Source organism: Xanthomonas campestris pv. phormiicola (genome assembly GCA_025666215.1).
GTDB classification, from domain to species: domain Bacteria; phylum Pseudomonadota; class Gammaproteobacteria; order Xanthomonadales; family Xanthomonadaceae; genus Xanthomonas_A; species Xanthomonas_A campestris_A.
The window spans coordinates 2,917,731-2,932,209 of sequence record CP102593.1 but is presented as its reverse complement, the minus strand read 5'-3'; the positions used below and the strand labels follow the sequence as shown (position 1 = coordinate 2,932,209).

Sequence of the window (14,479 nt, the reverse complement as noted above, 5' to 3'; positions counted from 1 at the left end):
GATGAGCGCTTCGCTGCTGTTGCAGTACCTGGTGATCGCACTGGCGGTCCTGCTCAGCGCCTGGGTGGTGCTGAAGAAGCAGTTCCCCGGCACCGCGCGCAAGCTGCGCGGCGCCATCGCCCTGCGCCTGCTCAAGCCGGGCCGTGCTTCCTGGCTGCAGGCCATGGGCCGCAGGCTCGCGCCTGCGGCCAGCGCCGGTGCCGGCGCGTGCGGCGGCTGCGACAGCTGCGGCCCGGCACCGCCACGCCGGCACTGAGCCGCCGCGGCGGGCGCAAAGGATGAGCCAGAACCTGCTGCCATGAGCGATCTGCCGCTGTCGATGCCGCCGGCAGGCGCCTTCTTCGGCCTGGATCTGCAGGCGCTCGCGCCGCCGCAGCGCGACGCATTGCGCCACGCCGATGCCGATTTCCGCGCTGTCGCGGCTGGCCGCGTGCCGCTGCACGCGCGCCTCGACACCGAAGCGCCATTGCCGGCCAAGGGCGGCACCCGCTCACCTGGGGCAGGGCTATCGGTCGACCGTGCTGCGCCGCCTGTCCTCCCTCGGTGCGCAGACCGCGATCGCCTGCGGCCCGATCCTGCAGTTGGATGAGGCGCTGTTAGCGGCGGCGGCACTCCCCGCCATCTCGGATGTGCGTCCGTATGCGCATGCCGCGCTGGGGCACTTGTTGGAAGCCGCCGCACAGCCCTGATCCCGGCACGCGCGGGACCGTTGCCCGGCGCCATCCGCGACGGCGCCGGCGCCTGCGGTGGCTGCGAGCGCAGCGCTCTGTGGCGGCATGAGGCCTGGGCCGCCGACATCGCGTCCTGCAAACGCCTGCCCACGTCCGCGCGAGCGCAGGACGGGTTCGCATAGCGGCAGCGTCGCCGCGCTCCAGCGCCGGCGCGATAAACAGCGCGCGAGGCTCGGATGCGGTCGGGAGGAAAGGGCGTGCCGGAGATCGCCGGCAGTCGGTCGCAAGCCCGGGGCCTGTCAACGCGATTTTCAGATTATTTCAATAGCATAATATTTATATGGTTGGCTCGGATTTTCAATGTTAATTTTTCGCGCCACGAATATGTAGCATTATCTGGGTAGGCTCTGCGCACCGTAACTCCGGTGGGAGATTCCTCGGTAACCGTCATTGAGATAATCCGGGCGCCATGCGCGGATGTCTCGTTGGGTTATCGCGGGGCGGTATGTGTGACGCGGTGAGGTTATTTTTTCTACTATTTTTTATATTAATGTTTATTCGGGAGAGTGATATGTCGAGATTGAAGGTCAAAGTCATTTTGTTCTCGTTGGTCCTGTTGTTGTTCAGTGGCGTCGCCGCTGCAGATCCGTCTACGCAATTGAGAACCACATTCGGCGGCTGGATCGGCAAGCAGCAGCGTTCTGAATATATCGACGGATCGGACTGGCATTACTGCTTCAGCAACCAGGGTGGTTCCTGCGGCTCGGTGGCGCTGACCACGGGCCACAGCACTTGCGTGACCCGTGGATTCAATATCGGTATCAAATGGGCGGTTCCCACCCGGGTCGGTTCGATGGAAATCAACGGCGGCTACAATAACTCGTGGTCGGCGTGCAATGTCCGTTCGGAAACCGTGACCTGTTCTCCGAATCCGGGCTGGAAGGGCCGCGCTGCGATCCTCTTCAGCGAGCGTGTCGGCACGGTCAACGTGGTCGGTGGCGATCCGGATTATTACCTCACGTTGCGGTCGTCCTGTCCGGCGGGCTGGGCGTCGAACTGGGAAGGTGGCTACAGTTGGTCCTGTCGCTACAACGGCGGCACCTATTCCCGACAGGGTTATCTGCCGGAATGGCGCGGCAGCACCTGCGACTACGAGCGCATCTAAGCGCACCTCGCGATGGCGGAAGCTCCCCGTGCTTGCGCTTTGGCGCAGGTACGGGGTTGTGCCGGTGTTTTTCCAGACTCGTGGCAATCCAATGAAAATGAAGATCTCTCTACGTCGCGGCTACTTGCCGCTGGCGATCGTCGGCGGCTTGTTCGCCAGCGTCGCGCTGTACTCCTGCCAGCGTGCGCACGCGGACCTGCCTGGCGCCGAAGGCGAGACCGCCGCGCCGCCAAGCTCCTCCGGCCAGGTTCGCCTCGGCATGGCCATCGATGCGGCCACTCCTCATCGCTCCGCGCAAACCGCGATCGAAGATGCGCCAATGCAAGACGGCGCCGCCGATGCGGCAACACCGTTCAATGCCGGCGAGGTCCAGCGCCGTCTGCGCGAGTTCTTTGCCCGGGTGAACGCCAACCCGCCGCCGTCGCGCGCCGAGCGGGACGCGTTCGCGGCGCGGTTGCTGGCGTCGGTCGACGGCAGCGCCGAGGCGAGACAGGCGGTGGCCGAGGCCTACCGGGCCATGCCGGCAAGCCAGGCGATGGAACGCGACATGCTGCGCGGCATGCTGGTGCCCTCGCCGCAGGGACGCGCGCTGGTGCTCGACGAGGCCAACCAGATCTGGGCCAGCAAGGACAAGGGTCTGTACGGGGAAATGTACGAGACCTACTTCAACCTGCCTGGCCAGGCAACGCGGGAGGTCTATGCCGATGCCCTGGCGACCCTGGACGCGCGCGGCACCGATCAGCGCACCGCGGTGGCCGCGCTGAACTTCATCGGCACCATCGAGAACGACGTCTCGCCCGGTGCCGACGCGCTCAGGCGTAGCGCGGTGGCGCAGATGGACTCGCTGGCCTCGGGCAATGGCGACGCCTTGGTGCGCGCCCTGGCGGTGCAGAAGATCTACCGTCTCTCCGCCCCGGACGAAGCGGCGGATGTGGCGGTGAACTACATCGCGCGTGGCGCCACCAGCCCCTTGGTGATGACCACGCTCGATGCCGTCGCCAGCGGCGACGTGCAATTGAGTCCGGCGCTCAGGTCCACGCTCGCGACCGCCGTCGCGCGCCCATCGGCATCCAGCGCCGAGCGTCAGCGGTTCGGGCAGGTGGTCGGAGCGGGTCGATAGCCGGACACCAGGTCTGCGCGGCCAGCAAGGACACGACGCCTGTGTTGGGCCAACTGGCGTCCGCTGGCCGGCGCAGCGAATTCTGCCGCTGCAGCCACCCCATCCGCAGCGTCGAGATCGCGCCGGACCAGCGCTCGGCGCTGGTCGAGGCGCGCTCCACCCTGGTCGCTCCGTTCCTGCGGACCGCCACGCGTAGCCACGCCCCCATCGTGCGTCGACGTTGCCGGACCTATGCCTGGGCCAGCGCAGGCACGACCTGGTCGGCCCGGTCCATCGCCGACCGGCGCTGTCGCTTGCGCTGCGCCGCACAGTGGAGTGTGTCCATGCTGACGTTATGCTGGTAAGCATGACGACCTCCTTCCAGTTCTCCCGCCGTGCGCAGGCGCTGACCAGTTCGGCGATCCGCGAAATCCTCAAGGTCACCGAACGCCCGGAGGTGATCTCCTTCGCCGGCGGGCTGCCGTCGCCGGACACGTTCCCGGTGGCGCGCATGCAGTACGCCTGCGACAAGGTCCTGCGCGAGGCGCCCCACGCTGCGCTGCAATACGGCCCGACCGAAGGCTATCTTCCGCTGCGCGAATGGGTGGCCGCGCGCCTGAGCCGCGACGGCGTCACGATCCGCCCGAGCCAGGTGCTGATCACCACTGGGTCGCAGCAGGGCCTGGACCTGCTCGGCAAGGTGTTCATCGACGAAGGCAGCAAGGTGCTGGTGGAGACGCCGAGCTACCTGGGCGCGCTGCAGGCGTTCTCGCTGTTCCAGCCGGCGTTCGCGGCGATGCGCTCGGACGACGACGGGCTGGTGGTGGATGCGCTGGACGACGCGCAACTGGCCGGCGCGCGTTTCATGTACTGCCTGCCGAACTTCCAGAACCCGACCGGGCGGCGCCTGCCGCTGCACCGGCGCCAGGCGCTGGTCGCGCGTGCGGCCGCCGCCGGCGTGCCGATCGTCGAGGACGACCCCTACGGCGAGCTGTGCTACAGCGGCGACACGCTGCCGAGCCTGCTGTCGATGCATCCGGAGGGCGCGATCTACATGGGCTCGTTCTCCAAGGTGCTGGCACCCGGCCTGCGCCTGGGTTTCGTGGTGGCGCCGGAAGCGGTGCACGCCAAGCTGGTGCAGGCCAAGCAGGCGGCGGACCTGCACACGCCCTCGTTCAGCCAGCGCATCGTCTACGAGGCGGTGCAGGACGGCTTCCTGGATGCGCACATCCCCGGTATCCGCAGCCTGTACGCGAGCCGCTGCCAGCAGATGCTTGTGGCGCTGCAGAAATATTTTCCGGCGCAGGTGCGCTGGAACCGCCCCGCCGGCGGCATGTTCATCTGGGTCGAGTTGCCGGCAGGCATGGATGGCGGCGCGCTGCTGGCCAAGGCGATCGAGCGCAACGTGGCCTTCGTGCCGGGCGCGCCGTTCTACGCGGTCGAACCGCAGCGCAACACCTTGCGGCTGTCGTTCGTGACCGTGCCGGAAGAACGCATCGACGCTGGCGTGCGCATCCTCGGCGAACTGCTGCAGGCCGAAGTCGCCGCGCATCGCGGCGCGGCGGCCTGATCCGGCACCGGGGCGGCGGCGCATGCACTCGGCTGCGGCATTGGACCTGGGCGTGGATGCGGTGCTGGTCGGCCGCGTGCAGGAGTTCACCCGGCCCGGCAGCCGCAGCGCGATCGCCAAGCGGCCGCTGTCCGGGCGATTGCGGATCGGGATCGAAGGCCTGGAGCTGGACGAGCAGGGCGACCGCCGCGTGCACGGCGGCCCGGACAAGGCGCTGCACCACTACCCGCGCGACCACTACACGGCCTGGCGCCAGGAGCTGGGCGCGCACGCCTTGCTGGAGGCGCCGGGCGCGTTCGGCGAGAACCTCAGCACGCACGGCGCCACCGAGGCCGACCTGTGCCTGGGCGACCGGCTGCGGCTGGGCACGGCGCTGGTCGAGGTCTCGCAGTCGCGGCAGCCGTGCTGGAAGCTGTCCGACCGTTTCGGCGTGGCGACGCTGGCGCGGCGCGTGCAGGAAAGCGGCCGCACCGGCTGGTACTACCGCGTGCTGCAGCCGGGAGAGGTGGCGGCCGGCGATCGCCTGACCCTGCTCGAGCGGCCCTATCCGGACTGGTCGCTGGCGCGGCTGATCCAGCTGCTCTACCGGCGCGAGGTGGATCCGGCGCTGCTGGAGCAGGTGCTGGCGCTGCCGCTGGTGCCGAACTGGCGCGTGCTGTTCGAACGGCGCCTGGCCCAGCGCGAAGTCGAATGCTGGGACAAGCGTCTGCTGGGACGGCCGGCGGCCGAATAGCCGGCGCTTGCCGGCAATGCAACGAACGGAGCGATCGACTTTCCGGCTTCTGGTGAAGCTGTCGGGGCCGAGGCTCCTCCTGCAGTGCGCCCGGATGCGTTGGCCGCGAGCCCTTTGCGGGAGCGACTTCAGCCGCGACGAACGAAGCGACGGACCCACCGGTTGCGGACGATGTCAGGGTTGAAGCGGTTTCTCCCGGTCGACGCCGCTAGCCCAACACCCCTGTCGCCCATCGCCACAAACCGCTAGCCTTGTGCGATGACGACTTCCCCCGTACGTGTGTTGATTCATGGTGCGTCCGGCCGCATGGGCCAGGCGCTGTTGCGGCTGGCGGCGCAGGATCCGGCGCTGCAGGTGGTCGGTGCGGTGATCCGCCGGGCGCCGGCGCAGCGGGTGATCGACGGGGTGCCGTACTTCGCCGCGGCCGAACTGAATGGCGCGCCGGCGTTCGACGTGGCGGTCGATTTCAGCCTGCCGCAAGGCTTCGACCCGGTGCTGGCGCTGTGCGTGGCGCGCGGTGCGGCGCTGGTGTCCGGCACCACCGGCCTGGACGAGGCGCAGCGGCAGGCACTGGCCGACGCGGCGCGGAGCATCCCGCTGATCTGGGCGTCGAACTTCAGCCTCGGCGTGGCGGTGCTGAACGAGCTGGTGGAACGCGCCGCCGCGGCGCTGCCGGGCTGGGACTGCGACATCGTCGAATCGCACCACGTGCACAAGCAGGATGCGCCGTCCGGCACCGCGCTGACCCTGGGCGAGGCGGCCGCGCACGGCGGCGCGCAGCCGCGCTACGCCAGCCTGCGCGCCGGCGACATCGTCGGCGAGCACCTGGTGCAGTTCGCCGGGCTCGGCGAGCGGGTGGAACTGGTGCACCGCGCCAGCAACCGCGACATCTTCGCCCGCGGCGCGCTGCATGCCGCCGCGCGCCTGCCGGGTCGCGCGCCCGGGGCCTGCCGGCTGCGCGATCTGCTCGGCTGAACGGCGCTTTCACATAAACGTCTGGCGCGGACAGGTCCGCGTCGGTACAATTCTCGCTCGCCTGTTACCCATCGCCACGGACCCGGAGAAGCGCCGAGTTCGCGGTTTCTTGCAGCCGCAAGTTGGTGGGGCAGGGTTCCTCTCTCCCCAAGGCGAACCCCGTGACTCAACCCGCAATCCTTGTCCTTGAAGACGGCACCGTGTTCGAGGGCGAATCCGTAGGCGCCGCCGGCCTGTCCGTCGGCGAAGTGGTGTTCAACACCGCGATGACCGGCTATCAGGAGATCCTCACCGATCCGTCCTACGCCCGTCAGCTGGTCACCCTGACCTACCCGCATATCGGCAACACCGGTTGCACCGACCAGGACGACGAAGCCGCCCAGGTCTGGTCGGCCGGCCTGATCGTGCGCGACGTGCCGCGCCGTCCCAGCAGCTGGCGCAGCCAGGTGTCGCTGCCGGACTGGCTGATCCAGCGCGGCGTGGTCGCCATCGCCGGCATCGACACCCGCAAGCTGACCCGCATCCTGCGCGAGAAGGGATCGCAGAACGGCGCGGTGATGGCCGGCGAAGTGAACGTGGACACCGCGCTGGAAGCGGCGCGCACCTTCCCCGGGCTCAAGGGCATGGACCTGGCCAAGGTGGTGTCCACCGACAAGGCCTATGCGTGGCGCGACGGCCAGCTCGACCTGGACAGCAACGCGTTCGCGCAGGCCGCGCCGAAGTACAAGGTCGTCGCCTACGACTACGGGGTGAAGCTCAACATCCTGCGCATGCTCGCCGAGCGCGGTTGCGAGGTCACCGTGGTGCCGGCGCAGACGCCCGCCGCCGAGGTGCTGGCGATGCAGCCGGACGGCGTGTTCCTGTCCAACGGCCCGGGCGATCCGGCGCCGTGCGACTACGCGATCGCGGCGATCAAGGAAATCGTGGCCAGGAAGATCCCGACCTTCGGCATCTGCCTGGGCCACCAGCTGCTGGCGCTGGCCGCCGGCGCGCAGACCCTGAAGATGGGCCATGGCCACCACGGCGCCAACCACCCGGTGCAGGACCTGGACAGCGGCCGGGTGATGATCACCTCGCAGAACCACGGCTTCGCGGTGGACGAAGCGTCGCTGCCGGCCAACGTGCGGGTGACCCATCGCTCGCTGTTCGACGGCACCAACCAGGGCATCGAACTGACCGACGCGCCGGCCTTCAGCTTCCAGGGCCACCCGGAAGCCTCGCCGGGTCCGCGCGATGTGGCGCCGTTGTTCGACCGCTTCACCGCGCTGATGCGGGACTTGGGACTCGGGACTCGGGACTCGAGCTCGGTGCAGTGAGCCCCTCGCACTTCCGAGAACTCGAGGTTTGGCAGTTGGCGATGACGTTGGCCAAGCAGGTTTACGAAATCACTGCGGATTTTCCGCGGGAAGAGCGTTATGGCTTGACGTCACAACTGCAACGTTCCGCCGTATCCATTCCTTCTAACATCGCCGAAGGCAACGCACGCTACGGCGCGCGTGACTACGCAAGATTCATTTCCATGGCGCAGGGATCCTGCGCCGAACTGCAAACGCAATTGCTGTTGGCGCTGGAGCTTTCCCTGGGCGACGCAGCAGCAATCGAAGAAGCCCTATCGACGTGTGACCGGGTCGGCCGCATGCTTTACAAGCTGCATCGCAGCTTGCTGCAGAAGCTCGAATCCGAGTCCCGAGTCCCAAGTCCCGAGTCCCGGAGCTGACATGCCCAAGCGCACCGACCTAAAAACCATCCTCATCATCGGCGCCGGCCCGATCGTCATCGGCCAGGCCTGCGAGTTCGACTACTCCGGCGCGCAGGCGTGCAAGGCGCTGCGCGACGAGGGCTACCGGGTGGTGCTGGTCAACAGCAACCCGGCCACGATCATGACCGACCCGAACATGGCCGACGCCGTGTACATCGAGCCGATCAACTGGCAGACGGTCGAGAAGATCATCGCCAAGGAAAAGCCCGACGCGCTGCTGCCGACCATGGGCGGGCAGACCGCGCTGAACTGCGCGCTGGACCTGGCCGATCACGGCGTGCTGGAAAAGTACGGCGTGGAACTGATCGGCGCCAAGCGCGAGGCGATCATGATGGCCGAGGACCGCGAGCTGTTCCGCGTGGCGATGGCCGAGATCGGCCTGGAATGCCCGAAGGCGGCGGTGGCGCACACCCTCGAGGAAGCGCTGGAGATCCAGACCCGGGTCGGCTATCCGACCATCATCCGCCCCAGCTTCACCCTCGGCGGCAGCGGCGGCGGCATCGCCTACAACCGCGAGGAACTGATCGAGATCGTCGGCCGCGGCCTGGAGCTGTCGCCGACCAGCGAAGTGCTGGTCGAAGAGTCGGTGCTGGGCTGGAAGGAGTTCGAGATGGAAGTGGTCCGCGACACCGCGGACAACTGCATCATCGTCTGCTCGATCGAGAACCTGGACCCGATGGGCGTGCACACCGGCGACTCGATCACCGTGGCCCCGGCGCAGACCCTGACCGACAAGGAATACCAGCGCCTGCGCGACGCCTCGATCGCGGTGCTGCGCAAGATCGGCGTGGACACCGGCGGCTCCAACGTGCAGTTCGGCATCAACGCGCAGACCGGCCGCGTCGTCGTCATCGAGATGAACCCTCGCGTGTCGCGGTCCTCGGCGCTGGCGTCCAAGGCCACCGGCTTCCCGATCGCCAAGGTCGCCGCCAAGCTGGCGGTCGGCTACACCCTGGACGAACTGAAGAACGAGATCACCGGCGGCCTGACCCCGGCCTCGTTCGAGCCGTCGATCGACTACGTGGTGACCAAGATCCCGCGCTTCGCGTTCGAGAAGTTCCCGCAGGCCGATGCGCGCCTGACCACGCAGATGAAGTCGGTGGGCGAGGTGATGGCGATGGGCCGGACCTTCTCCGAATCGCTGCAGAAGGCGCTGCGCGGCCTGGAGACCGGCAAGATCGGGCTCGACCCGACCGGGCTGGACCTGGGCAGCGAGGACGACATGGCCGCGCTCAAGCGCGAGCTGAAGGCGCCCGGTCCGGAGCGGCTGTTCTACGTCGCCGACGCGTTCCGCGCCGGCATGAGCGTGGAGCAGGTGCATGCGCTGTCGTTCATCGATCCGTGGTTCCTGGACCAGATCGAGGACCTGATCGCGCAGGAGAAACAGCTGGCCGCCGACGGCCTGGGCTCGCTGGACGCCGCGCGCCTGCGCACGCTCAAGCGCGCTGGGTTCTCCGATGCGCGCCTGGCCGAGCTGTGCGGCACCAACGAGGCGGCGGTGCGCGCGCTGCGCCGCGCGCACAAGGTGCGCCCGGTGTACAAGCGGGTTGACTCGTGCGCGGCCGAATTCGCCACCGACACCGCCTACCTGTATTCGACCTACGAGGACGAATGCGAGGCCAAGCCCAGCGACCGCGACAAGATCATGATCCTCGGCGGCGGTCCCAACCGCATCGGCCAGGGCATCGAGTTCGACTACTGCTGCGTGCACGCGGCGCTGGCGCTGCGCGAGGATGGCTATGAAACCATCATGGTCAACTGCAACCCGGAGACCGTGTCCACCGACTACGACACCTCCGACCGCCTGTACTTCGAGCCGCTGACCCTGGAAGACGTGCTGGAGATCGTCGAGCTGGAGCAGCCCAAGGGCGTGATCGTGCAGTACGGCGGGCAGACCCCGCTGAAGCTGGCGCGCGCGCTGGAGGCCAACGGCGTGCCGGTGATCGGCACCAGCCCGGACTCGATCGACCTGGCCGAGGACCGCGAGCGCTTCCAGCAGCTGGTCGACAAGCTGGGCCTGAAGCAGCCGCCGAACCGCATCGCGCGCAACGCCGACGAAGCGCTGGTGCTGGCGCGCGAGATCGGCTACCCGCTGGTGGTGCGCCCGAGCTACGTGCTCGGCGGCCGCGCGATGGAGATCGTCTACGGCGAATCGGACCTGGCGCGCTACGTGCGCGACGCGGTCAAGGTCTCCAACGATTCGCCGGTGCTGCTGGACCGCTTCCTCGACAACGCGGTGGAAGTGGACGTGGACATCATTGCCGACAAGGACGGCCAGGTGCTGATCGGCGGGGTGATGGAGCACATCGAGGAAGCCGGCGTGCATTCGGGCGATTCCTCGTGCTCGCTGCCGCCGTACTCGCTGTCGGCCAAGACCCAGGCCGAACTGCGCCGCCAGGTGGTGATGCTGGCCAAGGGCCTGAACGTGGTCGGGCTGATGAACACCCAGTTCGCGGTGCAGGTGGACGAGGCCGGCGACGACATCGTGTTCCTGCTGGAAGTGAACCCGCGCGCCTCGCGCACGGTGCCGTTCGTGTCCAAGGCCACCGGCATGGCGCTGGCCAAGATCGCCGCGCGCTGCATGGCCGGCAAGACCCTGGCCGAGCAGGGCGCGCTGAAGGAGATCGTGCCCGACTACTACTCGGTGAAGGAAGCGATCTTCCCGTTCGCCAAGTTCCAGGGCGTGGACCCGATCCTCGGCCCGGAGATGCGCTCCACCGGCGAGGTGATGGGCGTGGGCCGCAGCTTCGGCGCCGCGTTCGCGCGCGCGCAGGAAGCCGGCGGGATCAAGGCGCCGCCGCTGGGCAAGGCGTTCCTGTCGGTCCGCGACCCGGACAAGCAGCGCGTGCTGCCGGTGGCGCAGGCGCTGGTCGAGCGCGGCTACACCCTGGTCGCGACCAGCGGCACCTGCGCATGGCTGCGCCAGCACGGCCTGCAGTGCGACCAGATCAACAAGGTGGCCGAGGGCCGCCCGCATATCGTCGACCTGATCAAGAACGGCGAAATCGTGTATATCGTCAACACCACCGAGGGCCGCGCGGCGATCTCCGATTCGTTCTCGATCCGGCGCGAAGCCCTGCAGCACCGCGTCACCTATTCGACCACCGTCGCCGGCGCCCGCGCGCTGGTGCATTCATTGGAATTCCGCGGCACCGGTCCGGTCTGGGCGCTGCAGGAACTGCACAAGGAGCTGGAAGCGTGAGAGCCCCGATCACCATGCAAGGCGCGCAGCGTCTGCGCGAAGAACTCGACCAGTTGAAGTCGGTCAAGCGGCCCGAAGTCATCGCCGCGATCGCCGAGGCGCGCGCGCACGGCGACCTCAAGGAAAACGCCGAGTACCACGCCGCGCGCGAGCAGCAGGGGTTCATCGAAGGCCGCATCAAGCAGCTGGAGAGCGAGCTGTCGCACGCCGAGGTCATCGACGTCAGCAAGCTGGCGGTCGGCAGCAAGGTGGTGTTCGGCGCGACCGTGACCCTGGCCGACGTGGAAAACGACGAAGAGAAGCGCTACCAGCTGGTCGGCGATCTGGAAGCGGACATCAAGCTGGGGCTGATCGCGATCTCCTCGCCGCTGGCGCGCGCGCTGATCGGCAAGCTGGAAGGCGACAGTGTCAGCATCGACGCCCCGGCCGGGCGTCGCGAGTACGAGATCGTCAGCGTCGAATACGTCGGCTGACGCCGTGGCGGTCGCCACCTTGTTGTTGCCGGAGCGCGCGCGCCTGGCCGCTGCCGCGCTGACCGGCGAGGTGGCGCGGGCGTTCGGCCGCGCCGAGCGCGAGCGTCTGGATCCAGGCTCCGAAGCGCAGCTGCGCCGCCATTTCGCGCTGCCGCCCGGGCAATGGCCGGTGGCGGCGCTGACCCGGCAGCTGGATGCCGGCGATGCCGGCGATGCCGTATGGCTGCGCGCCGATCCGGCCTACGTGGTGCCGGACATGCAGGGCGCGCGGCTGATGGCGCATGGCGACATGCTCGCGATCGACGCCATCGACCTGGCCGCGCTGCTGCCGTCGCTGCAGGAGGTGTTCGCCGAGGCCGGCCTGGCGCTGGATGCCGCCGAACCCACCCGCTGGTATCTGCGACTGGACCCGGGCAGCGTGCTGCCCGAGTTCGCCGCACCGGCGCAGGTGCTCGGCGCCGACCTGTTCGACCACCTGCCGCAGGGCGAGGGCGGGCGGCGCTGGCGGGCGCTGCTGACCGAGACCCAGGTGCTGCTGCACCAGCATCCGTGGAACCGCGAGCGCGTCGCCCGCGGGCAGCCGGCGATCAACTCGCTGTGGTTCTGGGGCGGCGGCGCGCTGCCGGCCACGGTCACCACCGTGCATGCGCAGGTGCGCAGCCGCGAGCCGCTGCTGCGCGCGCTGACCCAGGCCGCCGGGATCGACGCCGAGCAGGCGCCGCGCGTGGATGCGCTGGTCGACCTGCGCCAGCTGCGCGCGCCCGAGCAGTTCGTCGGCGAGGTGATGCAGCCGCTGCTCGAAGCGCTGCGCCTGGGCGAACTGCGGCAGCTGCTGCTGGATTTCGAGGACGGCACGCGTTTCCGGATCGAGCGCGAGCAGCGTTGGCGCTTCTGGCGGCGGCCGCTGGCGCGCCTGGACGCATGAGTCCGCCGCTGCGCATCACCCGGCGGCCGGCCGCCGAGGGCGGGCCGTGGACGGACAGCGTGCTGCCGCTGCTGCGCCGCATCTACACCGCGCGCGGCGCGCACGATGCCAGCCTGGCGCAGCCGAAGCTGGCGCAGCTGCTGCCGCCGGATGCGCTGAGCGGCATCGACGCGGCGGTCGCGCTGCTGGCCGCCGCGATCGCTGCCGGCAAGCGGATCCTGGTCGTCGGCGATTTCGATTGCGACGGCGCCACCGCCTGCGCGGTCGCGGTGCGCGGGCTGCGCCTGCTCGGCGCCGCGCAGGTGCTGCATGCGGTGCCCAACCGCATGGTGCACGGCTACGGCCTGTCGCCGGCGCTGGTCGCCGAACTGGCGCCGCTGCAGCCGGATCTGCTGGTCACCGTCGACCACGGCATCGCCTGCCATGCCGGCGTGGCCGCGGCCAAGGCGCTGGGCTGGCAGGTGCTGGTCACCGACCACCACCTGCCGGGCAGCGTGCTGCCGCCGGCCGATGCGATCGTCGATCCGAACCTGGCCGGCGACGCGTTCCCGAGCAAGATGCTGGCCGGCGTCGGCGTGATCTTCTATGTGCTGCTGGCATTGCGCCGGCACCTGCGCGAGCGCGGCGCGTTCGCGGCGCAGGCGCCGGACCTGACGGTGCTGCTGGACCTGGTCGCGGTCGGCACCGTCGCCGACCTGGTGCCGCTGGACGCCAACAACCGCGCGCTGGTGGCGGCCGGGCTGCGCCGCCTGCAGCGCGGCGACGGCTGTATCGGCCTGCGCGCCTTGATCGAAGCCAGCGGCCGCGACCCGGCGCGGCTCAGCGCCGGCGACATCGGCTTCGCGCTGGCGCCTCGGCTCAATGCCGCCGGCCGGCTCGAGGACATGGCGCTGGGTATCGAGCTGCTGTTGTGCGAGGACCCGCAGCAGGCGCGCGAGATCGCCGCCACGCTGGAACAGATCAACGGCGAGCGCCGTGCGGTGCAGCAGCAGATGACCGACGCCGCCGAGGCCACCGTGGCGCAGGCGCTGCTGGCCGCGCCGGATGAGCCGCCAGTGGCGGTGTGCCTGTTCGATGCCGACTGGCATCCGGGCGTGATCGGCCTGGTCGCCTCGAAGATGAAGGACCGCCTGCATCGCCCGGTGATCGCCTTCGCCCCGGCCGAGCCGGGCAGCGACCAGTTGCGCGGCTCGGCGCGCTCGATTCCCGGCTTCCACATCCGCGACGCGATGGCCGCGGTGGACGTGCGCCGGCCCGGATTGATGGACAAGTTCGGCGGCCATGCGATGGCCGCGGGCCTGAGCCTGCCGCAGGCCGCGCTGGCCGAGTTCGAACAGCTGTTCCGCGAGCATGCGCTGGCCAGCCTGGACGCGGCGCTGCTGCAGGCCGAACTGCTCAGCGACGGCGCGCTGGATCCGCACGAGCTGGACCATCGCCATGCCGAGGCGCTGCGCCTGGCCGGGCCGTGGGGGCAGGGCTTCCCCGAACCGCTGTTCGACGGCGAGTTCGAGGTGCTGCAGTGGCGCCTGCTGAAGGAGCGCCACCTCAAGCTGAGCCTGCGTTGCGCCGGCCGCGGCGAGCCGTTGAACGCGATCCATTTCAACGGTTGGCGCGGCAGCGAACCCGGCCGCCGCGTGCACATCGCCTACCGCCTGGTCGCCGACGACTATCGCGGCGGCGACGCGGTGCAGCTGGTGGTGGAGCACTGCCGGAGCCTGTCGGGCTGATCCGCCTTTCTTGACCCCTCTTCCCTCGCGAAAGGGGTTGGGGAACAGCCAGGCGTGCATAGCCCCTCTCCCCCCGGGAGAGGGGTTGGGGTGAGGGTGCGGCGCGAAAGCGACTCGCGGAGTTCGAGTGCAGGAGGCTGGCGCCCGTACCCTCATCCGCCCCTGCGGGGCACCTTCTCC

Annotated in this window: 13 protein-coding genes; all 13 read left to right on the top strand. The window is 69.2% G+C overall.

The features are described from left to right. Position 1 precedes the first annotated feature (1 nt). The 13 genes from NRY95_12085 to recJ all read left to right on the top strand — a co-directional run bounded on the left by NRY95_12085 (position 2) and on the right by recJ (position 14,299). Positions 2-256, top strand: a complete 255-nt coding sequence (locus NRY95_12085) for a hypothetical protein (GenBank protein ID UYC14493.1) — start codon at positions 2-4, stop codon at positions 254-256. 42 nt (positions 257-298) lie between these two features. After that, a complete protein-coding gene (locus NRY95_12080) occupies positions 299-589 on the top strand; it encodes a hypothetical protein (protein ID UYC14492.1) in 291 nt (96 codons plus the stop codon). Between the two features lie 653 nt (positions 590-1,242). Further along, a complete protein-coding gene (locus tag NRY95_12075) occupies positions 1,243-1,836 on the top strand; it encodes a hypothetical protein (protein ID UYC14491.1) in 594 nt (197 codons plus the stop codon). A gap of 91 nt (positions 1,837-1,927) precedes the next feature. Next, positions 1,928-2,956 carry a hypothetical protein gene (locus NRY95_12070; protein UYC14490.1) on the top strand — a complete coding sequence of 343 codons (1,029 nt, stop codon included), beginning with the start codon at positions 1,928-1,930 and terminating at the stop codon, positions 2,954-2,956. Between the two features lie 346 nt (positions 2,957-3,302). Then, a complete protein-coding gene (locus NRY95_12065; GenBank protein ID UYC14489.1) occupies positions 3,303-4,505 on the top strand; it encodes a PLP-dependent aminotransferase family protein in 1,203 nt (400 codons plus the stop codon). A gap of 22 nt (positions 4,506-4,527) precedes the next feature. After that, positions 4,528-5,238, top strand: coding sequence for an MOSC domain-containing protein (locus NRY95_12060; protein ID UYC14488.1), 711 nt, complete (start codon positions 4,528-4,530; stop codon positions 5,236-5,238). Between the two features lie 258 nt (positions 5,239-5,496). Further along, positions 5,497-6,213 carry a 4-hydroxy-tetrahydrodipicolinate reductase gene (dapB, locus tag NRY95_12055; GenBank protein UYC14487.1) on the top strand — a complete coding sequence of 239 codons (717 nt, stop codon included), beginning with the start codon at positions 5,497-5,499 and terminating at the stop codon, positions 6,211-6,213. Between the two features lie 161 nt (positions 6,214-6,374). Further along, a complete protein-coding gene (gene carA / locus NRY95_12050) occupies positions 6,375-7,529 on the top strand; it encodes a glutamine-hydrolyzing carbamoyl-phosphate synthase small subunit (protein ID UYC14486.1) in 1,155 nt (384 codons plus the stop codon). A gap of 41 nt (positions 7,530-7,570) precedes the next feature. Further along, positions 7,571-7,930 carry a four helix bundle protein gene (locus NRY95_12045; GenBank protein ID UYC14485.1) on the top strand — a complete coding sequence of 120 codons (360 nt, stop codon included), beginning with the start codon at positions 7,571-7,573 and terminating at the stop codon, positions 7,928-7,930. 1 nt (position 7,931) lies between these two features. Beyond that, a complete protein-coding gene (gene carB, locus NRY95_12040; protein UYC14484.1) occupies positions 7,932-11,174 on the top strand; it encodes a carbamoyl-phosphate synthase large subunit in 3,243 nt (1,080 codons plus the stop codon). 8 nt (positions 11,175-11,182) lie between these two features. Beyond that, the gene (gene greA / locus NRY95_12035; protein UYC18575.1) at positions 11,183-11,647 is read left to right on the top strand and encodes a transcription elongation factor GreA; all 465 of its coding nucleotides are present in this window, start codon (positions 11,183-11,185) and stop codon (positions 11,645-11,647) included. A 4-nt stretch (positions 11,648-11,651) separates the two neighbouring features. Continuing rightward, the gene (locus NRY95_12030) at positions 11,652-12,572 is read left to right on the top strand and encodes a phosphoglycerate mutase (protein ID UYC14483.1); all 921 of its coding nucleotides are present in this window, start codon (positions 11,652-11,654) and stop codon (positions 12,570-12,572) included. Continuing rightward, positions 12,569-14,299: a single-stranded-DNA-specific exonuclease RecJ gene (recJ, locus tag NRY95_12025; GenBank protein ID UYC14482.1), complete on the top strand. Its 1,731-nt coding sequence runs from the start codon at positions 12,569-12,571 to the stop codon at positions 14,297-14,299. The genes NRY95_12030 and recJ overlap by 4 nt, the downstream gene beginning before the upstream one ends. Positions 14,300-14,479: the final 180 nt, after the last annotated feature.